Source organism: Mucilaginibacter sabulilitoris (assembly GCF_034262375.1).
Classification (GTDB): Bacteria; Bacteroidota; Bacteroidia; order Sphingobacteriales; family Sphingobacteriaceae; genus Mucilaginibacter; species Mucilaginibacter sabulilitoris.
The window spans coordinates 4,616,065-4,640,593 of sequence record NZ_CP139558.1; the positions used below are offsets into that span (position 1 = coordinate 4,616,065).

Consider the following 24,529-nt stretch of genomic DNA (forward strand, 5'->3'; position numbering starts at 1 on the left):
ATTTAATCGGTTTGGAATATATAGTATTATAAACCAATTGAATTTCCAGTGACCGATTATAGTAATTTCGAAGTCGAAGACTTTTTACATGACGATTTTTTTATCGACTGGGTTTTAAAAGGCACACAGCAGGACTTTTGGGACCAATGGCTTTTAAAACACCCCGACCGTAAAATCATTGTCGAAAAAGCGCATTTAATTATTTCTGCTATTGTTGTTCAACCGCTAAAGGATGAACTTACAGACGCAGATGTAAACTCCATCGCGGCATACGTTCATGAACATGGTTTTACCGAAACTATTGAGCCTAACATCATTCCGCTAAAATTTCACCAGACCAAATGGTTCAGGTTTGCCGCCCTGTTCCTGGCCTTTGTGACAGCGGGCTTAATATTTTCAAGAATAAGAACAGGCAACAATTTAAAAGAACAATCGCTTGTACAGGTTACTGACCCGTATTTAAACGTCATCAACAATACCAGACAAACCAGGCTTGTACGAATGAATGACGGTAGTTTGGCGGTATTAAAACCCGGATCCGGTTTAAAATACCTTAAAACTTTTAAAAGCAAAAGGGAGGTTTTTTTAGATGGTGAGGCTTTTTTTGAAATTCATAAAAACCCTTCGATGCCCTTCCTGGTGCACAGTCATGATATGATTGTCAGAGTATTGGGCACCAGTTTTACGGTTAAATCATTTAATCACGACCAGGAGTTTAAAGTAATAGTAAACACCGGCAAGGTGCTGGTATACAATCAAAAAGCAGTTACTACCGCTGATAAGCAAAAATATACGGTTACGCTGATACCCAACCAGCAGGTGATTTATGAAGCAAAAGCCTCGCAGGTAACAAAGGAAACTTTAACAAAGCCGCTAACACTTTCAAAAGAGATAGCCCAAAAAGAGTTCACATTTGATAATGCTCCGCTATCTGTCATTATTGAAAAGATAGAAAAAGCCTACGACGTTAATATTGAGTATGATAAAACCAAACTCGGCAACATCAATTTAACAGCATCACTGTCTGACAGGCCCCTTGATGAAAAAGTTAAACTGATTTGCAAGGCTGTAAACGTTTCGTGTCAATTTGTTGATGGCCGTATTATTATTGATAACCCAAACCATATCCCAACCAATTAACCTGATTATTTTACCAACACTAAAAAAATATGAAAGAAAAAAGTACATAGCCCCAAAAAACAAACCGGCAATATTTGCGGTACTGCCGGTCCAAATGTTTAGCCCCAAAATGATTGATATCCATTTACTTTAACCTGTTAAAAGGTTGAGCGGGGCTTTTTTGTCAAGTTATTAACGAATTATTAACTCTAATCAAATTTATGAAATATAAACCTATACTCGTAAAAATAATGAAGATCACATTTTTACAGTTAACATTAAGTCTCTCATTGTTAGGAAGCGCCATAGCCAAAGAAGCAAAAGCACAGGCTATTTTAGATACCAGGGTTACAGTAAACGAGACTAATACCGCGCTAAAAACGGTCATAAAAAACCTGGAACAAAAATATCATATCAATTTTGTGTATAGCCCTGAGCTGATAAATGGTGTGCAGAAGGTAAACGCTTCCTTTACAGAAAAAACATTGGGAAATGTATTAACCCAATTATTTACGCCGCTTAACCTGGTTTATGAAGTTTCCGGCGATGTTATCGTAATCAGGAATAACGCTCCGGTGGCGCTTAACAAACGCGCGGATCTGGATATGACCCAGACCCCCGTATCCGGTAAAGTTTTGGACGATCAGGGCCTGGCTGCTCCGGGTGTTACGATCACCATTAAGGGTACCAAAACAGGAACCATTACCGACATGAACGGTAATTTCACCTTGAATGTAACTCCGGGTACCATATTGGTTTTCAGCGCCATAGGCTTTGAATCACAGGAACTACCCGCCAAAGCCGAAGCCATGAAAATTACTTTGGCAGCAGCTAACAACAACCTTGCAGAAATTGTAGTGGTCGGTGCCACCTTCAAAAAAGGCGACCTTACTGGCTCAGTAAGTAACGTAGATGCCAAAACATTACAGGAACGCCCGGTTACTAATGTTAACCAGGCCTTACAAGGGCGCGTTGCAGGTGTATTTATTGGCGGCGGTTCTAAACCAAGCGATGATGCAACCATCAAAATACGTGGTATTAATACTATTAACTCAGGCTCATCACCTATTTATGTAGTGGATGGTTTGGTCATGGATAACAACCAGGGCGGCTTTAACTCCATCAATATGAATGATGTTGCCTCCGTTCAGATACTAAAAGACGCTTCTGCCACCGCCCTTTACGGTTCACGAGGTGCAAACGGCGTCGTGGTAGTTACTACTAAAAAAGGCAAAAGAAAAGCGGGCGATGGCGTGGTAACTTATGACGGCTGGGCTGGTTTCTCCAACTTTGCCAGGATGCCCGAAACCCTTAACGCCAATCAGCTATTTGATTTAAGACTGGATGCTTATGCAACCGGTTACCTAAAGGATAACCCGAATACAAACAGGCAGGATTATATTAACAACACCTTGTTAAAAACCAATATAGCGTTCTCTAAACAAGAGTTTGATACCCACAATAGCGGCAAAAGCTATAACTGGCTCGATCAGGTAAAACGTACAGGTTATCAGCAAAACCATGCTTTAAGTTTTTCCGGTGGCTCTGATAAAGGTACTTTTTATCTGAGCTTTGGTTACGCCGGCACAAAAGGGCTTATTCAGGAAGTTGATCAAAATAAGTACACCGGTCGTTTTAACGCGGAGTACGATGTTAAAAAATGGTTAAAAGTGGGGACTAACACCGGCTTTACCCGTACTGATGATGACTTACCTTCTGACGATGTGTATAACAAAGCGCTTAATGGCAACCCGCTGTTAAATTATGAGCCATACCGTTCGGCGGACACCCGGTACACGGCTGACTACCTTACCGTGTATTACCGTTCACATGGTGAGCAAAACAACAACGATTACAACCCGTTCAACTCGCTTGACATCACCCGCAAACAAAACAGGAACAGGCTGGTATCATCAAACTATATCAATGTTAATCCTGTAAAAGGATTGGATATACGTTCAACCTATGCTGTTGACTTCGCCAATCAAAGTTTTTTTGAGTTTACGCCCAAAAACATACAGGAAGCCTACAGGCAATACAATGGCGATGCACGTGCCAAACATGAGCGTTGGAACGATTTGTACTGGCAATGGGATAATACCATTTCATACAATACCACCATTAACTCCAAGCACAGAATTACTGCCCTGTTAGGTACTACTGCCAGCAAACGGAGTTATGATTATACCAAAGCCCAGGGCGACAGGTTTGCCAGTGATGATCTGCTATATTACGATCTTGGTGGTGCAGCCGCTACTGATAAAACGGTAATAGGATCAGACTTTTATAAGTATTCCCTATTTTCAGTTTTTGCCCGTGCTACTTACAGCTATGACGAAAGGTATTTCCTGACCGCAACTGCCCGTTACGATGGCTCATCAAAATTTGCTGCAAATAAGCGTTGGGGTATTTTCCCTTCATTTTCAGCCGCGTGGGACGTTACACACGAGGATTTCATGAAAGACCAGCAAGTGTTTAACCTCCTGAAACTGCGTGCCGGCTATGGTATAGTAGGTAACCAGGATATTAAAAACTATTCATTCCAAACATTATATGGTTCACGGATTGATAATGGCAACGCGCTGCTCCAAAACGATGGTCTTCGCGGTAACCCGGATATTACCTGGGAAAAGCAAAAACAAAGCAACCTGGGTATCGAAATGGGATTCCTGAACTCACGACTTAATGTTACCGCCGATGCGTTTTACATCAACAATGATAATTTGTTACTTGACCGTTCATTAGCTCCCACTATCGGTTACAGCCATCAATGGCAAAATATTGGCCGAGTAAACAACAAAGGTTTGGAGATTTCTGTAAGTGGTCAGATAGTGAAAAGCCAGGACTGGAACTGGTCGCTCGCCGGTAATATCTCCTTTGATAAAAACACCGTAAAACAACTATACGGAGTCGCCAAAGAAATCTATAACACCGATCCAAGTAAAGATAGCCGTACAGGTAACGTATTCCTTGGCCAGTCGCTTAACAATATCTATACTTATGTTTCAGGTGGTATAGCGCAGGAATCAAACCGTGCCGAATGGGAAGGCATTAACTATAACGGTAAAACAGTAGGCCTTGGTGATCTTTTCGCTAAAGATGTTTCTGGCCCTAACGGTGTAAAAGACGGTATTGTCAACCAATACGACAGACAAGTAGTAGGCAAATCAGATCCTAAATTCTACGGAGGTTTTTCGACCGATTTGTCATACAAAAACCTGGCGTTGAACGCTGTTTTTGTTTATTCGCATGGTGCTAAAAAAATCAGCAGCTTTTATGAAGGTACCATCAACAGTATTGGGGAGAGCATGGCCTCAACAGATTTGCTAAACCGCTGGACGCCGACCAACACCAATACCGACATACCGCGTGTAATTGGCAATACCAGCTACAACAGGTTTAACCCATCTGAACTGGATTACAGCTTGCAAAACGCCTCCTACCTCCGTTTGTCGGCGCTTACGTTAGCTTACAACCTGCCGCAATCTATACTGAATAACTGGCATGCTAACCGCCTGCGTCTATATGTAACCGGTTCAAACCTGTTCTGCATCACTAAATACAAAGGCCTTGACCCCGAAACAGGCGATTATGGTTATCCGCCTGTGAAAACGTTTGTTCTTGGAGTAAATTTTGGATTCTAAACGTCAATGCAAAAAATCATGAAAAAAACCATTATAAAGATATTCATCGCCGGAGCGGTAGTTATTTCTGCCGCCTCCTGCAAAAAATTTCTAACCGAGGAGAGTTTGACCAAACTCGATGAAAACAAGGTGTATTCAGACATCGGCCTTACCGAAACAAGCCTCAAAGGGATATACGGCAGCTGGAAAAACATACGTACAGACGAACAGGGTCTTATCACCATGATGGGTACGGACGAATTACAGCAGGGCGCCTTTCAAATGAAAAGCGATGCTGCCAAAGGCGGTCTTGACCGATATGACGGTAACCTCAACTCCCTGTTAAACCAATTAGCCAACCAATGGAATCTGCGCTGGCCGGTTGTAAATGAGGCTGCCAAAATCATTAAAGGTGTCGAAAAACCAAACATATCCCCCGACAGTAAGGAAGGGCATATTTTAGGTGAAGCCTATTTTATCAGGGGTTTTGTTGATTTTGAACTGGCCATGTACTGGGGCGAAATACCCATCCGTGACCTGAGCCGTGAAAATGAACTTGGCGTCCGCCGCCAGCCGCTTAAAGATGTCTGGACTTTTATCATTAACGATTTGACCAGGGCGTCAGTGCTTTGTCCACAAACCAATGACCCGGGCAGGGCTACCAGCGGTGCGGCACTTGCCATGCTAGGCAAGGCTTATATGTCGGCACCGGAATCAACCGGCTTCCGCAATTTTGATAAAGCGCGTGAGGCTTTTGAAAAAATGATGGGAAGATATACACTGGTACCTTACAAAGATCTGTGGGATTATTCAAAAGGTAATACGGCTGAATCTATCCTGGAGTTTCAGTTCAGCCCCGTTTATCCTAATAACAATAAAATCCAGTTCCAGATAGGTTCACGTGCAGTACAGGCCTTTTTTGGAGATGGCTGTTATTATTCAGGATATGACAAAGTGGTACCAACAATTCATGCCTATGAAACTGTTGCCAATGGTGGCGTATGGGAAGATGGCGACCTTCGTCGCGATGAAAGCATCCGTTATAACTTTACCTACTATGGCGAAACGCCTACACTTGATCCTATTTTATGGGAAGATCTGGGCAACGATTATGACGAGCTGAAACCTCACATTAAAAAATATGAGGACTTTCGTACAGACAAACATACCGACAACAAAATCAACAATGAGTGGAACTCAGGAAAGAATATTCCTATACTCAGATTGGCGGATATTAAACTTTGCTACGCCGAATGTTTAAATGAGCTTAACAAAACAGGCGATGCCGTAGCTGTAGTTAACGAGGTACGTACCCGTGCATGGGGTGGTACATTACCTAACGATAAAAGATGGAACACCATGTCGCAGACAGATTTCCGTACCAATATCATGGAAGAACGTATCAGGGAACTTTTTGCCGAAAACTGGCGCCGTATTGACCTGATCCGTACCGGAAAACTTCTTGAGCTGGTAAAAGCGCGCAATAAATGGACCAGGCAATCAGGAACAATTCAGCCATTTAATGTCCTTTATCCAATACCTGACAGCGAAATGAAGCTTAACCCTCAAATTACGCCACAGGATCAAAACCCGGGGTATAAATAAAGAATGTCAAAAACGCATATCTGCTTTAATAAACCCTATTAATTGATCACAAAGTAAAAGCCCTGCAGGTCCTAACTGCAGGGCACTGAAAAAGTCTATTAGACAAACGGGGTAGAAAATTTAGTTTTTCTACCCCGTTTTTTGTATTTTAAAGTGTCGAAAGAAAGACACTAAAGATGCTTAACCAACAACAGCAGATCCAGTTCAGTGCCTTTTCGGGGCTATACGATCTGATCGTTCCCCAAGACAATCTTCTGCGGAAGATCAACGACTTGATAGATTTTACATTTATCAACGATGAACTGGTCAGCAAATATTGCACAACCAACGGTAGGACAGCTGAAAGCCCTGTACGGATGTTCAAATATCTGTTATTAAAGACGATCTATACTGTTTCAGATGTTGATGTGGTCGAACGTTCGCAGTATGATATGTCCTTCAAATATTTCCTGGAAATGTCGCCGGAGGAAGGGGGCATTGATCCCAGTTCATTGACAAAGTTCAGAAAACTACGGCTGAAGGATAACGATCTTTTAAATCTGCTTATTGGTAAGACCGTAACTATAGCTATTGAAAAAGGAATCATCCGCTCTAAGTCCATCATTGTTGATGCCACCCATTCCCTGTCAAGATCGAACCCCTATTCAGCCTTGGAAGTGTTACGGGAGCGTTCCAAACTGCTCCGCAAAGTGGTATATGCTATAGATGAAGATATGAAGGCGGGCATGCCGGAAAAGAACACCACGGATGAATTGGAAAAAGAACTGGCCTATTGTAGTGCATTAGAAAAGTATATTGAAGCCGACCAGCCGTTATGCCAGATACCTGCGGTAAAAGAAAAACTCAACCTGTTGAAAGAGACGGTAGCCGATACGCAAGAGCACTATACGCTATCCAAAGACAAGGATGCCAAAACCGGCCATAAATCTGCAGATAGTTCCTTCTTTGGTTATAAGACGCATTTGGCGATGACTGAAGAACGCATCATCACAGCCGCGGTGGTCACTTCGGGAGAAAAAGGCGATGGCCCGGAACTTCCCCAACTTTTGGAAATCAGTCAAAAAAATGGTATCGAAGTCGAAGCAATCATTGGTGATACGGCTTATTCCGGGAAAGATAATCTTAAGATAGCAACTGAACAGGACATCAAGATCGTAGCCAAACTTACACCGGCGATTTCTCAAGGAACCAGAAAAGAAGAAGACAAGTTTGATTATAACAAAGATGCAGGTATGTTCGTATGTCCGGCGGGACATTTGGCTATCCGCAAAGCCAGGGAGGGGAAGAAAAATGTCGGAAAAAATCAATCTTACCTTTACTTTTTTGACGTTGAAAAATGTAAGATATGTCCATTAAAAGACGGCTGTTACAAACCCGGGGCTAAGACCAAAACCTATTCAGTAACTATAAAGTCAACCACACATCAGGAGCAACAGGCTTTCCAGGAAACAGAATACTTTAAAGAAAAGGCTAAAAACCGATATATGATCGAAGCTAAAAACAGCGAGTTGAAAAATGTCCATGGGTATGATCGGGCAATAGCCTATGGAATCGAAAATATGCAGATGCAGGGTGCATTAGCGATCTTCACTGTCAACCTGAAAAGGATCATCAAATTGATCGGCTAAGCTACAGCCAAAACGGCTGCTTGGTCGCCCTCGCAACTCTGATAAGCCCGCTATCAACTATGACAAATAACCCTCCAAAATGATTAAGCAAAAAAAGCGACCAAGTAAAAGTTGCCTTTCTCTTGATCGCTTTATGTACTCAGTATTATTGAGCTACTTTTTCAGTGCCCTCGGTCCTAACTGCAGGGCTTTATTTATTATTAATCATTTACCTGTTGAGCCGGTATGATAGCCGATGAAAACGGTAACGTATTAATTGCAAAAAAGGCTTCCATATAGCTGCTATGGGCAAATTCCTCGTCTTCGCCAGGCAAGTCAGTTTGCAATTCGCGGATTACTTTTGGCTAAGATGGCTACATACCTGTCGATATTCCTTATTATTTAACAGTAAAATTGAACGTTTTATAATAATCATACGGGGGATTGATATCAGCGGTACCGGTCTCAAATTCCTTATTTTCAACACCATCATAAGATAAATGAACGGTAGGCGTAAACTTGGTGTTGATTACCCTCCAGTCCACCTCAACATGAACGGAATTCCCAACGAACGGATGGTACTGAAAGCTGTACCGCTTTTCAAATATCATTGTGTCTTAGTGAAAGACAAGAACATTATCCTTCCCCGAAGTCTCTGTTATGGCAACGAGGTAAAAAAAAGATCCAGGTACAGCGGCCTCTATCTTTAACAGGCCCCCGGGTTTCTGTTCTGCCGGTTTTTCATTTCCGTTAACAGTGGAAGGGTCGCTTCCATTTCCTTTTCGACAGCTAAAAAAAGAAAATAAGATAAGCAAATAAGTGATGGTGATAAGGTATTTCATATATAATTGCTTTCAAATATAACTATTTAAAATAAATATATCATATCATCAAAGGCATTTATAGAGCCGATCATCAAACATTCCGGAGCGATGCCGATGCGAAAAGTGAAAAGGCCAAAAGGATCGATTAATTGAGGTATCGTCAGGGACATTTTAAGGATCATTGCAACGATGTATGCGATGAATTGGCCAATACATCCAATCCCTTTTTAATTTTGTTCAGGGCTTTTTGATATAATTCTTTATCACCATTCATCATGGCTGACAATAAACGCTGTTTTTTCAAAAGGTATTTTGAAGCATGTTTTTTATCGTATTGCATAACCCAGCTTATATTATCTATAAGATCACAATATTTGATAGTTTGAGCTTCCGGACTGATGGTGGTTAAGCGTAATCCTTCCTTTGCTTTACGTTTCTTTTTGCTTAAATGCGGATAAACATCCGGGGTAAATACATCGGTCAGCTCCACTACGCAGTTTGCAATGTACCCGGCTTCTGATCTGGTATAACCGAAGCTGGTCAAAGCATTTAATAATTCATTTTCGGTAGTTGACGTGTCTTCTAAAAGATCATGACAAAGACCGGTCTCATAACCCATGCAAGCTGCAAACTGTGCCATTTTCGCCACGGCCGCAAGATGAGTAAAATAAGGTTCGCCGCTGCGCTTGATCAAATTACCTTCATATTTCAACTTCACCCAGCGTGTCAGTAATACAGCAGGCTTCATATGATTTTATCCAGTTTAAAATAGCCTAAATGAATTTTATCCGCTGGCAATGCGGCCCCCTCACTGATCACGAGCCGGTATTTTTCTTTAAAAACCGGCGATGGCAATTCTTCGATCCTGTAAATGTTATCGACATCAACTCCATATTTTTCATCGATATGCGCGGTAGCGGTGCCTTTTAAAGAATTCGTTTTAAAAAATGAGCTTTCCCGGGCTGCCTGGATAGCCAGCGCACGGTTACCCTGCACTGTCAGCACCGTATCGTGCTGCTCCTCCAGTTTGCCGCCTGTATAACCACCCAAGTTTAAAAAGAACAGTTTATTTGCTGAAACCGGGCGCTCGTCGTTTTGCGGCACCACCCTGATAGCCCAGTTATCCACGCTGGTCACTTCCCGCCAGCCGTCAATGTGCAAACTGTTTCCGGCCTCAGGCCAAAATGATTTGACTTCCGGCACCAGGTCTTTCAGGCTATCGGCAATGCCAAAAAAATAATCATGTTGTTCTACGTTTCTTCCAGGGGCTTCCGCTCCAAGTAATATCAAATACAGTTTCATGCGATAAATAATCTTTTAAGAATAGCAGCGGAGGCTTCTTCACTAAAATCCAAACCTGAATAATCGGGGTTGTAGCCGCCTATATACGGCACGGCCATGATATAGATGCGGTCATTAAATGCGCCATAAGCATCCACTACCTGGAAATGGTCATTAATGGTAATTCCGGCAACTTTTAAATAATAATCCCCGTTTTGATCTTGCAATACCGCTTTCCCCTCCCGCATTGCTTTATATCCTTCATCCGCCGAACTGAATTTGACGCGGGCAGGGCTGACGGTTCTTTGGCTAAGCAAGCTTTTAAACGGTAGATCCTCAAATGCTAAATGCGGCTGGCCAACGCAATCAATATAGGTATTAAAATACACTGCCTGCCGCTGCCCGCATTCATCATCATAGTGGTAGGTTGCTCCCCCTTCGGCCATCGCTTCCACTTTACTATTGTCTCCGACCGAAATGAGGCTTAAAATGCCGGCCTCATGTAAGGCCAGTAATTCTTCACTTGAACTTTGGGGAATGTAAGCGATAACAATGGAGATTAGCGGTGTCAGGGAATTTTGTAATCGCTGCATGTCTTCTGCCGATAAGTGTTTAGCAGGATAATTTAGCGCGAAACTCAAAACGCCCAACATCTCTTTCCAGTAAACGGACCCTTTTTTTTTGATGGATTTCTCAGCTTCATCATATTCTGCCTTGAGCAGCAGGAACGGATCGAGGCATTCGCGCAGTTCCATCATTTTGGCCACAAATGCCTCCAGGTTCATATCCTTGATCTGCTCGTAAAATGCAGGTTCTTTATCTTTTATCGGTGCCTTAAAATCTTTTTCAAAAACATAATCGAGCGAAAGGAAACCATGATTATTTTTAATATGTGCCGCGATCTCCTCTTTACTAAGCAGTGAATCATTGGACAGGTGAGAATCCTCCAGGTGAAACCGTACGGCGGGCAACATCCCGTTTCGGGTATGTAATATCAGTTTAAAATTCGGGCTTTGATCCAGGGTGCGGTAAATCAACCTTCCATTTTGATCTTTATCAAACCTGCCGTTATAACGGGCCAGTGTCCTGACCGCGTCAACCGCGGTAAGCGACGAACCTTTGATAGCTACCGGGTGGTCAAATGTAAAGGCCAGTTTTAAAGGCGGGTATGGTGAATCAAAATAGTTGGGAATTAAGCCTTCGTGCTTAGTTGGCCAGTTATGCCCGGCACAAATGACCACATGATCAAACTCAAATTGCGTTTCGTCACCAATCTCAACTAAAATTTTTTCTTGTTCGGGCTGGTCAATGATATCAGTCACCCGGCTGTTATAATGAATTTCAAAATCTACCCCCAGTTCCTTAGCCTGTTTTTGAAGCAGGTCAAACTGTTCTGTCAAATACTGGCCGAATAATAAGCGCGGCAATACTTTATATTCATTGAAACGCTCCGGGTCAATATGGAACTTGTCGAGCGTATCTTTCGATACGGTTTTGATCCAGTCTGCCAGCGTGGTAACGAGTAAAGGAATCTCATTGCCGGATACATTCGTAATATGTTCGTCATTGGCGCCTTCGGCGCTGTAAGGCATGCCGGCGCCCAACCGTTTTTTCTGCTCAAAGATGGTTATTTCCACATCCCTTCTTTGAGCATCCACCAATCTTTTGAACATGAACAGGCCGCTTGGCCCCCCGCCGACAATGGCGATGCGCTTCCTATCTTCCACTAATACAGGTTTCCACTAATTAGGAACAGGCAGTATAATTTGTTTGTTTTTAACTGACATTAAGAGATATACCTAACCAATTTTTGACGTCGCGCATATGCCAGGTATTCCGGGCGGGATGCTGCAGCGAAGCGGGCGAAACAAAACTGGCCGGGGTCTGGAAAATAACTAATCCCACCCATGCGGTTTACCGACAGTGGAAAATCAAATGGTGAAACTACTGAGCGGCGAATAGCATCATTTGGCTAAAACGGTTTCGCTTCCGTGTTACGCTGCCGGATCTCCTCTTCGGTTTTCAGTATGAAATGCGTCGTGATGTTTTGTTCGGCAATAACTTGTACTTCTTCAATACCAGGTCGCAGATTACGCTCATACTCCTCAAAAGCCAGCACATGATTTCCGTTATGCCTGACCAGTGCATCAGCCAAAGCCGCCGCACCTTGGATCGCCAGTGAGCCGCCTTGCCCCGCTGCGGGTGACGGGCAATAAGCTGCATCACCGATTAGTGCTACCCTGCCCTTTGACCACGACGGCATTCTGATTTGGCAAAACTTATCAAAGTAAAAATCAGCCCGCCCGATTTCCTCCAGTAATTCACTTGTCCGCCACTCGTCCCCTTCAAACTGTTCAGTAATGATTTGGCGTTGCTGAACTATGTCGCGATAATCATAAGGTATTTCGTTATCAGACAAGAAAATAAAGATGATATCTGTTTTGCCATTATAAGCATTTACCATCACTGACTTATAAGGCACACTAAACGTTTGCATTATCCGTTGCGGCACCAACAATTTAGGAACGATACTGATGGAAAAATAAGCACCCATAAAGTGCGCATAGTCATTTTCGGGGCCGAACCAAATTTTACGTGCCCCGGAATGCGCACCATCGCAACCCAATACCAGATCGAAAACACGCGCAGCACCGCTTTTGAAAGTAACCTGCATACCGTCCGCGATTTCCTCCAGACCCGTGATGCTGTTACTGAACATGAAATTGACACTACCCAATGTGCCCATCAGTACCTCCACGAATTTTTCGCGTTCGATCTCGATCTCCTCAGCAGGTTTAACCGAACCGTCATTGACCGTGATTGTGCCTTCGGTCATATCCTCCCCATTTTTATATTCAATCCGGTCAATACCCAACTGATGCGCCTGCAACTTTTCATATAGGCCCATGCGCTTGGCAACGGCCACCGCGGGTTCATTCAGATCGACCGCCGCACCATTTGTCCGCGGTGCAACTGCGAGCTCCACCACCGTTACCTTATAACCAATATGGTTTAGCCACCAGGCGCTGGTCAGACCGGCGATACTGGCACCGGCGATGAGTACTTTATGATTTTTCATGGCACAAAGATCTGCGCCGGCTTTTCAGGAAGATAGGACAATTGCGACAAAATCATCGCCAAGTTCATTTTTTCGCTTTGCAAAAGTGGCCGCAGTCATCCCGCTGTAACGTTTAAATTCCCGGTTCAGATGAGATTGATCGGCATAACCCAGTTCGTATGCTAAACCTGCAATAGCGGTATCAGGATTTTCCCATAAGCGGTCACGCGCCTGTTCAAAACGTATTAAGCTGGAAACATCCTTTACGGTGTGGCCAGATGAAGCTTTAAATTTCCGCTCCAAAGTTCGGACGGTGGCATGCGCGGCGGCAGCAACCGAAGTTACCGGTAAAGAACCATTCGCTGCCAACATTGCCTGGCCTGCTTTATTAAGTTCCGGTTTCATTGCTGGCTTTCGGTCTAAGAACCAATCGCGGACCAACCTCAGGGCATCAACAACTTTACCATTAGACAATAAAGTTGTTAAGCCGGATTGTAAGGAAGCCATAGGGTGCGCGAAGTGTTGTACCCCGCCCTTAACCGATGGTAGATCCAATAAATCATATATCGTCCAGGGCAAACACTTAATTCCAATGATCTGCAAACGTCCTGTTGCCCGAAAATAAACAGGCTGTTGCAGTAAGCCAACAATATAAGGCGATTGCAAAATCTCAAATTGATCATCGTGCTGCAAACTACAACCTTTGCCGAAATAAAAGATGATCTCCGTATGCCCATCCGGCATGACCTCAAAAGCCGGTGGCTCCGCGCCAAAATCCATATCCCGGTACCAAAAGCCACGGATGCTGTGGCGCAATTCTTCAGGTACTTCCAGTTCGCGGTGTTGCATACTCAAAGATAACGAACTTTAAAACGTATACGTATCATACAGTAAAGGATCTGATTGACCGTGCATACTCCAATTAAAAAGGCAATGGCGGAGACATCCCAATATATCGTTGCGTTACGCATCAAATGCAAATCATTTTTTTAAAAATATTTTCAAAAAAGCAAATTATATCGTTATATTCGTTTGAACGTCAAGCAATTCTAAAATCATGGGAAATCACTTTACTTCAACTAAAATCTTAGGACGGATCAGATCCGGTCAGGATGCAAATGTCAATCTTCCTTTTGGTGATACCATTTTGAAGATTTCGGAAATTCATCATAAGATTACCAATCTGCGTCAAAATGATGATGAAAGTGCAGAGTTCAATCTTGAGCTCAACAAACTTGAGGAGTACTTGCATTCCGCTTATCAGGAGTTAGCTGATGCTGCGTCAGCTAAGATAGCCGACTGGAAGCAAGGACCGATCGATAAAAACCTTCATTTGACCGAAGACAAGTTGTGTTTATAATGGAGATAACGAAATAAGGCTGTTCCGAACATGTTTATTTCAAGGTTTTCATATGATTCTCTCTATCTTCGAGAATATCAGTCAAAGTTTATTTTGGCCATTTTCCCTGGCTCAAGATTTAGTGGAAAGTGAAAATTACATCCACTTTCCACTAATTTATTCTACCAATATATATCTTGAACTAGAGTGTTACGCGCGGGCCATGCTGCGTTTTGCTGAAGATAATTCACAGGCAAGTGCCCTGAACCTTAAGCTCATTGATGATTGCGTAGTGTCCTTTGACAAATACAGCCTCCCTGATTTCATCACAAGTTCATTAGATGAAGCGCTCCGCAGCGAGGAACTTGCAAACAAATTAATAAAACAAAGCATAACCATTCAGCAGCTTATTCCATCTGAGTGCTTTTGGTTAGAGCAAAATATAGCATCAAGAAGTGATGCTTTTTTTAGCACCTTTTCCGCTCTTTATTTGCGACTGGTTGACTTAATGGCTTTGAATCAATACAACATATTCTACGAAACAGCCTTTGTTTATTTGAATGAGAACTTCAAAGATGAAGTGCTCTTTGAAACTTTAAAAAAAAGGTATTTTGAAAAAAAATCATTCTCCCACTTAGCCTATTTTTCCTCCCAGGTCGCCAGGTTAACAACACGTGCCAGGCCAGATTGTAATGATTTGATTTTACAAGATTTTTATTGGAATTCCGCATTCTTGCAAAATAGCAATCTATCGGATCAAACCTCCCCCAAAAGCGAGATCAACTTTATAAACAAGAAATTGAATACGACATTTACATTAGCTCAGATCTTAAAAGCTGATAGCAGGTATTTAACCGTACCAAAGGACTTAATGGCGATGACAGCATTCTTTTCAGAACTCTCTGGATTTGAAAGTTCCATCCACCGGATACTATATACCATGAAAGCACTTGAAATAACAGAAGAAGTCCGACATTACTGGCAGGCCAGGTTTTTCCGGCTCGTTCGCATTGTTTTGAATGACACAAAGAAAATTGAGGAAACATCTTTTCAAAATTCCAGGGGGATACTTAGTGGAAATTCTTGACGAGCCAACATCATTAAAGGCTACAGGGCTTCAGCTTTTAAAAGAAAAAGGGCTAAATGTACCCGCCTTCTTCGTTGTGGGTTTTCCCGGCTCACGGTTTAAAAAGGACTTATTTGGCATAGAAGAAACAAGGATATTAAAGGATCATTTATCAAAGTTTAAAAATACATCGCTCTCGGTTAGGTCTGCTTCCAAATACGAGGATGGACGCAAAAAAAGTAATGCCGGGATGTTTTTATCTTACAATGGCGTACAAGGGATCAACGCCGTCAAGAACTGCATTCAAAACATTCTTGGGGATCACTACGCTAAAACCGGAAACATCAATTGCGAAATAATTATACAGGAAACCATCAATACGCGTTTTGCGGGGGTCACCTTATTTGAATCTGCATTATCCAAGTGTTATATGGAATCCTATTACGGGAGTTGCCGCGGGGTTGTAGACGGAGTAGTTGTTCCATATATATCAACCCTGGAAGCGGGTAGGTGGTCACACATCGATAATGTCCACATCACAAAATCAAAATTTATTGTTTCTAATCATTTTATCGACAAAGTGCTAATACCACTGCCGGGTCAAAAACTCAACAAGGTCAGCCAGGCCTTTGAACTCGGAAACATTCGTTTTTTACAGCGCTATAACGCCGGAGAGTCAATGGTATATGGCGTTAGAAAAATGCCATCATCATCCTACAGACAATCTATGGACAACATTTTAAAAGAAATCCTGAAAGTTGCCCCTTATTTTAAGAAAGGTGTCGACGCGGAATGGGGAATAAATGAACAAGGTATATTATTTTTTTTTCAAGCCAGGGCACTTACCCGTTCACTGGCTCAGCTTTCGGTGGATGAAAACACGACAATGGACGTTTTAAACGAAACCACGATAAAAGGACTACCTGCGTCAAGCGGTTGTGTTACCGGGACAGTTACGCAACATAGCAATGCTACAAGTCCTTGCAAAAAGATACTTTTCATACGGGAGGCGACCATTGAAAATGTTGAATATTTACGAAACTTTAAAGCCGTCATAAGTCAATTTGGAGGAATATTATCCCATTTAGCGATTGTCTGCCGGGAACAGGGTATACCATGTGTGGTTGGTATTCAAGCTCAAATTGCCGAAGGTACTGAAGTATCAATTGATGGAAAATCAGGAACTGTAAAAATATTAGCTAAAGTGTAGCATGGAAACAAAAAGTGATCAAGCAGTAGTATTAAAAAATATGGCTGATCTGGCAATTGCTGACTTAAAAATAGAATATATTTTCCAGCGGTTGTATCAAGCCATTCTGGCAATGGATCCAAACGCTTCGGTAAGCGATTTTGATTATTACGCAGCCTTATATCTTAAAAAAAGGTACCATATACACATTAGCGATCTTTTGCAACAGAAACCAAAAAAACTCATAGATATTCCTGCCGTCAATGATGTACTCGATAGCCAGGCTGATGATATTGACAAATATTTTTTGCTGTTTACTGCAAAAATGAAGGCGTTTTCCGAACATCATAAGCATCGGGGCTTCTTTCTTAATTATCATCGAAGAGATATCAAGCAGCAAGCTATGTTAAGATCATTCATCATGGCCAGAAAACGACTCCGTGATTTCTCAAAAGCTGAAATAAGCTATCACGTTGAAAAGATTTTGCCTGACCCATTTAATGGCGGCACAACATTGTTAGTTCTTAAATTGTATGCTGACTGGGCGCAAAATGCAATCGGCATTCCCGAAAGATTCGAGCAGCGATTTTTCAGCCGGTTTCCGGAATTGAAATTTGAATCAAGCACCGGAACTTTGTTTTGCCCTATTCATATGATCTTTGATAGCGAATATTTAGACAGGTATGGTCAACATATTCCAAATAAGTTCGCTACGCAGGATGTTATTGAATTTTCCCAGGAAAACAAAACTCAGCTTAACTGCGGTAATCCATTTGAGACGTTATATCAAAATAATTTCTTTGCATTACCCCCTGCCTGTTAATCAAGCAATAATCTACTTGCACGCTCTTTTAAAACGGCTGATTGAATCAGATGATTTACGAGTAAAAGGTTGTCAGGCCGAAAGGCGAGTTTTTTAAGCTTTAAACACCTTTTGAATATATATGAATATTGAGCGTCAATAAAAGCCTCGGATGAAACGAGCGCTTTGAGCCCTAAACAGTCGTTCAACTTACCCCAAACAAAATGCTCATCCCGCACGTGATGGCATGATGGAAAATAGTACCCCCTTGAATCGATTAAACCATTTAATATTACTGCAGGACAAAGTAATGTGCAATCAGGTTGAAAAAAATCCGCAGGTGAGTCATGTATAGAAATCTCCAGGCCGATGGGGCTGATTGGTAAAAGCTCCTCGCATCTTTTCAGCAACATACGTTGATCGCTAAATGCATCATTCGTATTCATGGTAATATTGATCCGGTCTACTTTTAGCTCAACTGCAAGCTCGATAAAGTCTGGAAGTGATGCCAGGTTGTATGCATTGACGACAAATGAGAGTTCAATTACAGGATATTTATGAATTCCTTTATTGGCTACCAACTGTCTTATGTTATTCAAAAGCTTTTCAAAAACGCGCTCCTTTACGCCATGTGCCACCGCGTAAATCTGCGCATTACCCGCATCTACAGATATACGCACCTCACGACATATCTCCCCTATAATATTATTGATATTACCAACCAGCAAGTGACCATTTGTCACGATACTTGTTGAGCAATTTTTATAAAAAAAATATTGCAAAACTTCTTCAATCTGCGGATGCAACAGCGGCTCCCCACCGCCACATAAGCGGATGGAGGATTGAGGGTATCCTGACATGTCATCCGCGATTTTCTTTACAAGAGTTAGCGGCAGGTTTCGTTTATTTTCACGATAATCTGCAGAAATACAGAAAGGACAGTTGTGATTGCAAGTATCCGTCAAAAAGATTTCCAGAAATTTCGGAAAAAAAGGTGTTCGATTTAACACAAATTCTTCAAAGGATTCGTACAAGGAACGATCTACTTGAATTCGATTTGATTTAAATGCCATAGTATTTTCGTTGCACGGATTCGGTATGCAATACTAATATAAACAATTACAGAATTTAGTCCAACACCCGATTTTACTTAACCATTATCAGCGGGATTTTTCACCTTTTAGCAGACAAAGAATCGGCCATTATTCTTATTTTCAACTTATTCCTCCCAAACATTCTCTAAGGGTAGCCCTTTCTCCTTTCTTGCCAAATCGACCACCTCTTGAATAAAATCAGTCTTTAAACGAGTATACTCCGCTATAGACAAATCTGGATTTTCTCTTAATTTCTTTTTAAGTTTTCCATATCGAATGATCAAGTCATTATCTTTTTTAAGGTAATCCAGGAATAAAAACTCATTTCGGCTGTAAAAAGATTCAGCGTATGGCAAGATATGCAGATTGTGAGTCCAGATACCATTGGTATATTTTGCAAAAAGGAACCGACCTGACATACCTGTATTCACAAAGTAATAGTGTGGTTTTAATAAGATAGATTCATAATATGAAATATCCTCCAAAACTGATACAGCTACGAAAATGTCAATTACCGGTTTTGCCCATTGTCCCGGAATCGCAGTACTTCCAACGTGTTCGATGGCAACTGTCGCAAAAGGGTAGTTTTTTATTTGTTCCCGTTCAGCCAGAAACGAGAGCTTCCATCCAGGGTCATATTCAACTATTTCGAAATGGTCTTGCATATTATAACTTAATTCTGATTTACCTACAGAGGACTGTTTACTGACCTTATTTATTGTGGTTTTTACCTATTTGAAAACCCCAAAATTCCTTTCATTAAAATTGGACGAGATCACGGAAAAATGAGCGCACTTTAAATTTGATGGGATCTGCGGCTAAAAGATGGAACTATACGGTTTTCCCGTCAAATAACGGCTATCGCATGAGTTGCTTGCGCCCTTACGCCAATGTCAACGCCATCATACTACGTAAAACCTCCAGATCAATATCAGCAAGTTTGTTAATATACAGGCAACCGCCTCCGGTGGTATGTTTACCCAACTTTTGCAGCGCCGTTTCGTGCTTTTTCAGGTCGATCAGGTAAATGGTCAGGTTCGCTTTACGCGCCGCGAAACCGATACGGAACCAATCGACCTGCCTGCCGCTGGCAGGGCTTTCATAACGTTTCGAACCAAAACCGATGATCGAACTGCCCCACAGAACAGGTTCCTCCCCGCTGGCCTGCTCCATCATTTCCGCCAGCACCAAACTATCCTGGCGTTTTTGCGCTGTCGGCAATGCCGCTATATATTCCATTACGCTGATCCCAGTGGGCTTAGTTTTAACTTCTGCAAGTTTCGGTTTCTTTCCAGCCATGCTAAATTATAATTGAAGTAGTTGGGCCCGACCGGCCAGTAGGCCTTCTTCGCGACGAATATAGCACAACCGGTAAGCCTTCTCGTATTGAACGATCTCACCCACTAAAGTCGCTCCCTGTGTCATTAAGCGTTCCACCAGTTCGTCAAGATTGGTCACCGCGAACATCGTTCGCAAATAACCCAGCGCATTCACCGGCGCATTACGGTGATCCTCCGATCCCGCTAAAAAAGCGATCGCGTTATACAGGGATTCCACTACGATACCCATATTATCCATTCTGATCAATTGATTTGTCTCCATTATAACACGAAGTTAAACAATTGAAAAAAAATTTGCAGAAATTAAAACTATTAGTAAGTTTGTACTTACCGTAAGCAACAACTTACTTATTAAATTATGAATAGTAACTTGGCATTTAATGCGTTAGGAGATTCGACCCGACGCTCCATCTTTGAGAAACTACAGCGCGGCCCCCTATCGGTCGTACACATCGCCGAAGGGATGAGTGTTAGCCGTCCTGCTGTTTCCCAACACCTCAAAGTATTGCGCGAAGCGAAACTGGTCAACCTGAGAACGGTCGGCAACAACAATATTTATGAACTCAACCGGGAAGGAATCATCGCGATGAGAAATTACTTAGATAAATTCTGGGATGACGCGTTGGCGAATTTTAAAGTTTTAGCAGAACAAATACAACAAACCAATGATACCCAACATTAAAAAAGAACTGGTGGTGAATGCCGCACAACAAACTTGCTTTGAGGCGTTTACCCAAAAAATGGACACGTGGTGGCCACGAACCCATCATGTCGGCAAATGCCCCATGACCGAAATGGTACTGGAAGCCGGACAAGGTGGCCGCTGGTATAGTAAGCATGAGGATGGCAGCGAGGTCAATGTCGGCATCATATTAGCCTGGAACCCTTATGACCTGCTGCTACTGAACTGGCAGATCGATGCCAATTTTCAATATGATCCATCGATCACCACCGAAGTCGAAGTTAAATTCATTGCCGAAGGAGATAGAACCCGCGTTTTCATGGAACACAAAGACCTCGAGCGTTTGGGCGAAGGCGGCAAAGCCATCGACAGCATGGACGAAGGCTGGGGCATGATCCTGAACCTGTATAAAAACGTCGTGGAACAATGAAAACACCGCTGAGGATCGCCAGCATTTTAATGTTGCTGCATACATTCGGTCACATTGTTGGCGCGTTTACCTGGAAAAAGGCGCCAAATCCCTCTATCCAAAAAGTGGTAGACGACATGCAAAGCAATCATTTTGCCTTTATGGGCAAACAAGTCAGCCTCGGCAGTTTTTTTGACGGCTTTGGCTTTACGATGATCGGTGTTTTATTATTACTGACCATCATACTCTGGCAATTGCCCGAGCGTAAATTCATCCTGCCGATAGGCTTGTTCTTATTATTTATGGGCATCATCGAACTGATCTATTTTTTTCCTTTTGCCGCAGCCTTTTCACTACTTGCCGGAATATTAACTCTTTATGCTTTTATCCAATGGAAACCATCGAATTAAACATCATTCAAAAAGAAATTATGGTGGCTGCTTCGCAGCAGACCGCCTTTGAAGTATTTGTTAACCAAATGGGGCTCTGGTGGCCCGCTTCCGGCCATAACGAAGGTTGCCCGATGGTACGGGTAGGTTTGGAACCCAAAACCGGCGGACGCTGGATCGGTTATAATGGCGAAGGCGGCGAACGCGAGTTGGGCAAAGTACTGATCTATGAGCCTTATACGCTGTTTGCACTTGATTGGCAGACGGACGCCAACTTCCGGTTCAACTCCGATCTGCATAGCGAGGTGCGGGTGGAATTTATCACAGAAGACTCCCACAACACCCGCGTGAAACTAACGCATAAAGACCTGCACGTGCTGGGTGATCTTCAAAACGCTTCAGATATTAATGAAGGTTGGGGCGGCGTTCTGGAGGTCTATCAGCACTTTGCGACCAATTTCAGTACACGTATCCAGGTAGCCGCCAGTCCGGAAAAAGCAGAAGAGGCGATCAGTGAAGTAGCCTGCTGGTGGGCCAAAAATTTCGAGGGCAGCGCAGCAAACTTACATGACCAGTTTACGGTCCGCTTCGGCGAGACCTTTGTCACTTTTAAGATCGTTGACCTGATCCCCGGCGATATCATCGTTTGGGAGGTGAAAGACTGTTACCTGCATTGGCAAACGGATAAAACCGAATGGAACGGCACCCGCGTAGTATGGGAGCTACTCCCCGAAAATAATGGCACGAAGATCATCATGACCCATATCGGCCTGACGCCGGAAGTGGAATGTTATGAGAACTGCCGGGGAGGCTGGACGGAACACATCAACGAAAGCCTGCATAATTTCATTACTATGGGGAAAGGAGAACCGCAATGAAAACGAACGTTATTTTTGGCAACCACTCCTCCATCTTAGTTCCTGAGCGCGAACGCGAAAATGTTAACAAATTCTATATCTACACCCTCGGCGGCCAGCTCATGCAGGCCGACCCCGAACGGGACTTTATCCGTATTGGCGATAACTTCTTTATCGCATTCCTATATGGCGATGTTCCTGACGAGAGCGAGGTGCATCGTAAAGCTCGCGCTATCTGGCTGGAAATCAAATCGGATCATGTGGCCGAAACCCGTAAAAAGATTGTGGAATCTGGTTTAGTGCGCCTACTGGAGATACCTGATCCACACTTGTACTTTCAGGCTCCTGGCGGTCAGTGCATGCGGTTGGTCGGGACTGATGAAGACCTTTCATTTTATGAGGGTACGGGCGAAGGTCCCGATATGGAAAAAATCAATGCGGCCCTTGGCCAAATTAAATAGCTATCAATGCCGTTTAGCCATCAAAGGTGCTGATCAGAACCTGTTCAAAAGCATTCTTTTCATTCGTCAATGGTGGGCTAAAAATTTCAACTTATTTAACACTTTAAAGTTTTCAAGAACTGTAATGATCAGAAAGACGCTCATCATACCCTGTAAAAACCAAAAATGAGCGTAGGAATAAACGTAAATACCCCAGATATTACCCGGTGGAGGTTTGGAGTTAGTTCCGGGAGTAAAGATATTGCAACAGGTAAAAAAGCGTTGCCACAACAACTAATGGTATTAATAAACGGTTTATTTTTCCCGCTATGAATTTGGAATTGGTGGTAAATCTGGACACCGGCTTGTAAGCATAAACAAAGCCTGAAATAACCGTGAACAACGGCATCCGGATGTATTGCAGTGCGTAATATGAAAACCTCCATATCGAATCATCAGCAACCTGTAGTCCATCACGTGAAGTACCCCCTATAACATGTCCCAATACCATTAGAATTATAGCGAGCCCTCTAAGGGTTTCAATATTTAAATTTTTTTAGCCCGGCTGATTTCCATCATATATAGAAATGCAAATAAGCTACAAAAACAGACTATAACCAGCTATTGAATACTTGTTTGATACTTAAATTGTATACAAGTTGAGAAATGCGCGTAGCGGCAGTCGGATGGTCACTGGCTAATTCATCTTTTAATAGTCTGAATTTCCGCCATTCAAATGTTCAAAATTCACGGTGTCCCTGTTAGCATTTCAGCTTTTTGAATTGGATAGGCTCCTAAAAGACAGACAACTACACACCTTCAAAATCTTGCTCTTTTTACAAATCAGGAGTGTTTCTGACATGAACATATGTAATTTTGTGACGGTAATTGAAACAAAACCTATGATAAATAAGGATTCTTTCAAGAAAATAACCAAACTGGAAAGTATGATTTCCAGCAACCTTTTTGTTTCTGATTTTTATCAGATCAAGCACTGGGCTTATGATTTGACAGCGGAAAATAAAGTAAGCAAAAGATACAATGATTGCCTGTGTGTCGTATTTGTAAAAAAAGGAAACTTTCTGTTTGACTTATCCAAAAACTCCTATGATATGCACTCAGGGTATATCATCATCGATAAACCTAACTATGAATACCAGCTGCGGCCATCGTTAGGAGAATGTACTATATTTAATTTTACGGACAGTTTTTACCGGCAACTGCTGGATGATCTCCACCTAAAAAATACGCTCTTTTTTTCAAACCCTAATATTCTTTCCCTGATGCTGCAATCACAACCGGAAACTGAATACCTGCATTTTCAAATGATGAAAGGAATACACCGGATGGGAAAATTAGAGATGGATACTATGGTGTTGGAATTTATGAATATGATTGTTTCTACCATTTCAAATACTTCGGTAGATGATGAATTGAACGCTTCACTGAATATGAACCGCCTGGGCACCGTAGAAATGGCCAAAGCGTATTTAAATGAAAATTTCATTAAGGATATTTCGCTGCAGGAAATTTCCAGTCACTGTTGTGTAAGTCCTTTTCAATTCAGCCGCATCTTCAAAAAGTTCACATCTTACACGCCAAACCAGTATTTGCAAAATATCCGGTTAAAACATGGTGAAATGTTATTGAAGAATACGAATAAACCTGTTTCTGAAATTTCTTTTGCAGCAGGCTTTAACAGTGTTGAATACTTTGCTACTGCATTCAGGCAAAAATATAAAGTGAACCCATCTCAATATAGAACGGGTAGTCATACAATCAGGATCAAGAATTAAAATCGTCAA

General features: G+C 42.4%; 27 protein-coding genes. 14 read left to right on the forward strand and 13 right to left on the reverse strand.

The window, feature by feature from the left end; genetic code table 11:
- The first annotated feature begins 48 nt into the window (after positions 1–48).
- The 4 genes from SNE25_RS19635 to SNE25_RS19650 all read left to right on the forward strand — a co-directional run bounded on the left by SNE25_RS19635 (position 49) and on the right by SNE25_RS19650 (position 7,975).
- Positions 49–1,140, forward strand: coding sequence for a FecR family protein (locus SNE25_RS19635; RefSeq protein WP_321560700.1), 1,092 nt, complete (start codon positions 49–51; stop codon positions 1,138–1,140).
- A gap of 230 nt (positions 1,141–1,370) precedes the next feature.
- Complete coding sequence (locus tag SNE25_RS19640; protein WP_321560701.1) at positions 1,371–4,763, forward strand: TonB-dependent receptor; 3,393 nt, start codon at positions 1,371–1,373, stop codon at positions 4,761–4,763.
- Positions 4,764–4,781: 18 nt separating this feature from the next.
- A complete protein-coding gene (locus SNE25_RS19645) occupies positions 4,782–6,347 on the forward strand; it encodes a RagB/SusD family nutrient uptake outer membrane protein (RefSeq protein WP_321560702.1) in 1,566 nt (521 codons plus the stop codon).
- 176 nt (positions 6,348–6,523) lie between these two features.
- Positions 6,524–7,975, forward strand: coding sequence for an IS1182 family transposase (locus SNE25_RS19650; protein WP_321560703.1), 1,452 nt, complete (start codon positions 6,524–6,526; stop codon positions 7,973–7,975).
- 200 nt (positions 7,976–8,175) lie between these two features.
- On the opposite strand, the gene SNE25_RS19655 is transcribed toward SNE25_RS19650, so the two are convergent.
- The 8 genes from SNE25_RS19655 to SNE25_RS19690 all read right to left on the reverse strand — a co-directional run bounded on the left by SNE25_RS19655 (position 8,176) and on the right by SNE25_RS19690 (position 13,966).
- The gene (locus SNE25_RS19655; protein WP_321560704.1) at positions 8,176–8,301 is read right to left on the reverse strand and encodes a hypothetical protein; all 126 of its coding nucleotides are present in this window, start codon (positions 8,299–8,301) and stop codon (positions 8,176–8,178) included.
- A 51-nt stretch (positions 8,302–8,352) separates the two neighbouring features.
- Complete coding sequence (locus SNE25_RS19660) at positions 8,353–8,565, reverse strand: hypothetical protein (RefSeq protein ID WP_321560705.1); 213 nt, start codon at positions 8,563–8,565, stop codon at positions 8,353–8,355.
- Positions 8,566–8,571: 6 nt separating this feature from the next.
- Positions 8,572–8,796, reverse strand: a complete 225-nt coding sequence (locus tag SNE25_RS19665; protein WP_321560706.1) for a hypothetical protein — start codon at positions 8,794–8,796, stop codon at positions 8,572–8,574.
- Between the two features lie 160 nt (positions 8,797–8,956).
- Positions 8,957–9,526 carry an HD domain-containing protein gene (locus tag SNE25_RS19670; protein ID WP_321560707.1) on the reverse strand — a complete coding sequence of 190 codons (570 nt, stop codon included), beginning with the start codon at positions 9,524–9,526 and terminating at the stop codon, positions 8,957–8,959.
- A complete protein-coding gene (locus tag SNE25_RS19675) occupies positions 9,523–10,080 on the reverse strand; it encodes a DUF1543 domain-containing protein (protein WP_321560708.1) in 558 nt (185 codons plus the stop codon). The genes SNE25_RS19670 and SNE25_RS19675 overlap by 4 nt, the downstream gene beginning before the upstream one ends.
- The gene (locus SNE25_RS19680) at positions 10,077–11,786 is read right to left on the reverse strand and encodes an FAD/NAD(P)-binding protein (RefSeq protein WP_321560709.1); all 1,710 of its coding nucleotides are present in this window, start codon (positions 11,784–11,786) and stop codon (positions 10,077–10,079) included. The genes SNE25_RS19675 and SNE25_RS19680 overlap by 4 nt, the downstream gene beginning before the upstream one ends.
- 245 nt (positions 11,787–12,031) lie before the next feature.
- Complete coding sequence (locus SNE25_RS19685; RefSeq protein WP_321560710.1) at positions 12,032–13,138, reverse strand: FAD-dependent monooxygenase; 1,107 nt, start codon at positions 13,136–13,138, stop codon at positions 12,032–12,034.
- 24 nt (positions 13,139–13,162) lie between these two features.
- Complete coding sequence (locus SNE25_RS19690; RefSeq protein WP_321566237.1) at positions 13,163–13,966, reverse strand: AraC family transcriptional regulator; 804 nt, start codon at positions 13,964–13,966, stop codon at positions 13,163–13,165.
- Positions 13,967–14,174: 208 nt separating this feature from the next.
- Here SNE25_RS19690 and SNE25_RS19695 point away from each other — a divergent pair, with 208 nt between their 5' ends.
- Genes SNE25_RS19695 through SNE25_RS19710 form a run of 4 tightly spaced genes read left to right on the forward strand, consistent with a single transcriptional unit; the run spans position 14,175 to position 17,534 of the window.
- Complete coding sequence (locus SNE25_RS19695) at positions 14,175–14,477, forward strand: hypothetical protein (RefSeq protein ID WP_321560711.1); 303 nt, start codon at positions 14,175–14,177, stop codon at positions 14,475–14,477.
- Positions 14,478–14,529: 52 nt separating this feature from the next.
- Positions 14,530–15,543 (forward strand): hypothetical protein, encoded by a 1,014-nt coding sequence (locus SNE25_RS19700; RefSeq protein ID WP_321560712.1) that lies wholly within the window; start codon positions 14,530–14,532, stop codon positions 15,541–15,543.
- A complete protein-coding gene (locus tag SNE25_RS19705; RefSeq protein ID WP_321560713.1) occupies positions 15,476–16,732 on the forward strand; it encodes a PEP-utilizing enzyme in 1,257 nt (418 codons plus the stop codon). The genes SNE25_RS19700 and SNE25_RS19705 overlap by 68 nt, the downstream gene beginning before the upstream one ends.
- A gap of 1 nt (position 16,733) precedes the next feature.
- Entirely contained in the window at positions 16,734–17,534 is an 801-nt protein-coding gene (locus tag SNE25_RS19710) for a hypothetical protein (protein ID WP_321560714.1), read from the forward strand.
- Here SNE25_RS19710 and SNE25_RS19715 read toward each other — a convergent pair.
- From SNE25_RS19715 to SNE25_RS19730, 4 genes are all read right to left on the reverse strand, one after another.
- Complete coding sequence (locus SNE25_RS19715; RefSeq protein ID WP_321560715.1) at positions 17,531–18,586, reverse strand: radical SAM protein; 1,056 nt, start codon at positions 18,584–18,586, stop codon at positions 17,531–17,533. The two genes, SNE25_RS19710 and SNE25_RS19715, sit on opposite strands and share 4 nt — an antisense overlap.
- A 146-nt stretch (positions 18,587–18,732) precedes the next feature.
- Positions 18,733–19,272, reverse strand: coding sequence for a GrpB family protein (locus SNE25_RS19720; protein WP_321560716.1), 540 nt, complete (start codon positions 19,270–19,272; stop codon positions 18,733–18,735).
- A 217-nt stretch (positions 19,273–19,489) separates the two neighbouring features.
- Positions 19,490–19,906 carry a DUF1801 domain-containing protein gene (locus SNE25_RS19725; RefSeq protein ID WP_321560717.1) on the reverse strand — a complete coding sequence of 139 codons (417 nt, stop codon included), beginning with the start codon at positions 19,904–19,906 and terminating at the stop codon, positions 19,490–19,492.
- A 6-nt stretch (positions 19,907–19,912) separates the two neighbouring features.
- Entirely contained in the window at positions 19,913–20,209 is a 297-nt protein-coding gene (locus SNE25_RS19730) for a VOC family protein (protein WP_321560718.1), read from the reverse strand.
- Between the two features lie 96 nt (positions 20,210–20,305).
- Here SNE25_RS19730 and SNE25_RS19735 point away from each other — a divergent pair, with 96 nt between their 5' ends.
- Genes SNE25_RS19735 through SNE25_RS19755 form a run of 5 tightly spaced genes read left to right on the forward strand, consistent with a single transcriptional unit; the run spans position 20,306 to position 22,745 of the window.
- On the forward strand, positions 20,306–20,629 hold the full coding sequence (locus tag SNE25_RS19735) for an ArsR/SmtB family transcription factor (protein WP_321560719.1): 324 nt from the start codon (positions 20,306–20,308) through the stop codon (positions 20,627–20,629).
- The gene (locus SNE25_RS19740; RefSeq protein WP_321560720.1) at positions 20,613–21,059 is read left to right on the forward strand and encodes an SRPBCC family protein; all 447 of its coding nucleotides are present in this window, start codon (positions 20,613–20,615) and stop codon (positions 21,057–21,059) included. The genes SNE25_RS19735 and SNE25_RS19740 overlap by 17 nt, the downstream gene beginning before the upstream one ends.
- Positions 21,056–21,448, forward strand: a complete 393-nt coding sequence (locus SNE25_RS19745; RefSeq protein ID WP_321560721.1) for an LIC_13387 family protein — start codon at positions 21,056–21,058, stop codon at positions 21,446–21,448. The genes SNE25_RS19740 and SNE25_RS19745 overlap by 4 nt, the downstream gene beginning before the upstream one ends.
- Entirely contained in the window at positions 21,430–22,305 is an 876-nt protein-coding gene (locus SNE25_RS19750; protein WP_321560722.1) for an SRPBCC family protein, read from the forward strand. Before SNE25_RS19745 ends, SNE25_RS19750 begins: the two co-directional genes overlap by 19 nt.
- Positions 22,302–22,745: a hypothetical protein gene (locus SNE25_RS19755; RefSeq protein ID WP_321560723.1), complete on the forward strand. Its 444-nt coding sequence runs from the start codon at positions 22,302–22,304 to the stop codon at positions 22,743–22,745. Before SNE25_RS19750 ends, SNE25_RS19755 begins: the two co-directional genes overlap by 4 nt.
- Before the next feature lie 220 nt (positions 22,746–22,965).
- Here the strand turns inward: SNE25_RS19755 and SNE25_RS19760 are convergent, their stop codons facing one another.
- Complete coding sequence (locus SNE25_RS19760; RefSeq protein ID WP_321566238.1) at positions 22,966–23,268, reverse strand: acyltransferase family protein; 303 nt, start codon at positions 23,266–23,268, stop codon at positions 22,966–22,968.
- A gap of 358 nt (positions 23,269–23,626) precedes the next feature.
- Between SNE25_RS19760 and SNE25_RS19765 the strand changes: the two genes are divergently transcribed.
- Positions 23,627–24,520, forward strand: a complete 894-nt coding sequence (locus SNE25_RS19765) for an AraC family transcriptional regulator (protein ID WP_321560724.1) — start codon at positions 23,627–23,629, stop codon at positions 24,518–24,520.
- Positions 24,521–24,529 lie beyond the last annotated feature (9 nt).

Coding starts and splice junctions, on each gene's coding strand:
- SNE25_RS19670 (WP_321560707.1), bottom strand. CDS start 9,526: ATGAAGCCTGCTGTATTACTGACACGCTGGGTGAAGTTGAAATATGAA.
- SNE25_RS19665 (WP_321560706.1), bottom strand. CDS start 8,796: ATGAAATACCTTATCACCATCACTTATTTGCTTATCTTATTTTCTTTT.
- SNE25_RS19765 (WP_321560724.1), top strand. CDS start 23,627: ATGATAAATAAGGATTCTTTCAAGAAAATAACCAAACTGGAAAGTATG.
- SNE25_RS19735 (WP_321560719.1), top strand. CDS start 20,306: ATGAATAGTAACTTGGCATTTAATGCGTTAGGAGATTCGACCCGACGC.
- SNE25_RS19710 (WP_321560714.1), top strand. CDS start 16,734: ATGGAAACAAAAAGTGATCAAGCAGTAGTATTAAAAAATATGGCTGAT.
- SNE25_RS19745 (WP_321560721.1), top strand. CDS start 21,056: ATGAAAACACCGCTGAGGATCGCCAGCATTTTAATGTTGCTGCATACA.
- SNE25_RS19640 (WP_321560701.1), top strand. CDS start 1,371: ATGAAGATCACATTTTTACAGTTAACATTAAGTCTCTCATTGTTAGGA.
- SNE25_RS19700 (WP_321560712.1), top strand. CDS start 14,530: ATGATTCTCTCTATCTTCGAGAATATCAGTCAAAGTTTATTTTGGCCA.
- SNE25_RS19705 (WP_321560713.1), top strand. CDS start 15,476: ATGACACAAAGAAAATTGAGGAAACATCTTTTCAAAATTCCAGGGGGA.
- SNE25_RS19690 (WP_321566237.1), bottom strand. CDS start 13,966: ATGCAACACCGCGAACTGGAAGTACCTGAAGAATTGCGCCACAGCATC.
- SNE25_RS19755 (WP_321560723.1), top strand. CDS start 22,302: ATGAAAACGAACGTTATTTTTGGCAACCACTCCTCCATCTTAGTTCCT.
- SNE25_RS19740 (WP_321560720.1), top strand. CDS start 20,613: ATGATACCCAACATTAAAAAAGAACTGGTGGTGAATGCCGCACAACAA.
- SNE25_RS19675 (WP_321560708.1), bottom strand. CDS start 10,080: ATGAAACTGTATTTGATATTACTTGGAGCGGAAGCCCCTGGAAGAAAC.
- SNE25_RS19715 (WP_321560715.1), bottom strand. CDS start 18,586: ATGGCATTTAAATCAAATCGAATTCAAGTAGATCGTTCCTTGTACGAA.
- SNE25_RS19660 (WP_321560705.1), bottom strand. CDS start 8,565: ATGATATTTGAAAAGCGGTACAGCTTTCAGTACCATCCGTTCGTTGGG.
- SNE25_RS19750 (WP_321560722.1), top strand. CDS start 21,430: ATGGAAACCATCGAATTAAACATCATTCAAAAAGAAATTATGGTGGCT.
- SNE25_RS19725 (WP_321560717.1), bottom strand. CDS start 19,906: ATGGCTGGAAAGAAACCGAAACTTGCAGAAGTTAAAACTAAGCCCACT.
- SNE25_RS19645 (WP_321560702.1), top strand. CDS start 4,782: ATGAAAAAAACCATTATAAAGATATTCATCGCCGGAGCGGTAGTTATT.
- SNE25_RS19695 (WP_321560711.1), top strand. CDS start 14,175: ATGGGAAATCACTTTACTTCAACTAAAATCTTAGGACGGATCAGATCC.
- SNE25_RS19650 (WP_321560703.1), top strand. CDS start 6,524: ATGCTTAACCAACAACAGCAGATCCAGTTCAGTGCCTTTTCGGGGCTA.
- SNE25_RS19685 (WP_321560710.1), bottom strand. CDS start 13,138: ATGAAAAATCATAAAGTACTCATCGCCGGTGCCAGTATCGCCGGTCTG.
- SNE25_RS19730 (WP_321560718.1), bottom strand. CDS start 20,209: ATGGAGACAAATCAATTGATCAGAATGGATAATATGGGTATCGTAGTG.
- SNE25_RS19720 (WP_321560716.1), bottom strand. CDS start 19,272: ATGCAAGACCATTTCGAAATAGTTGAATATGACCCTGGATGGAAGCTC.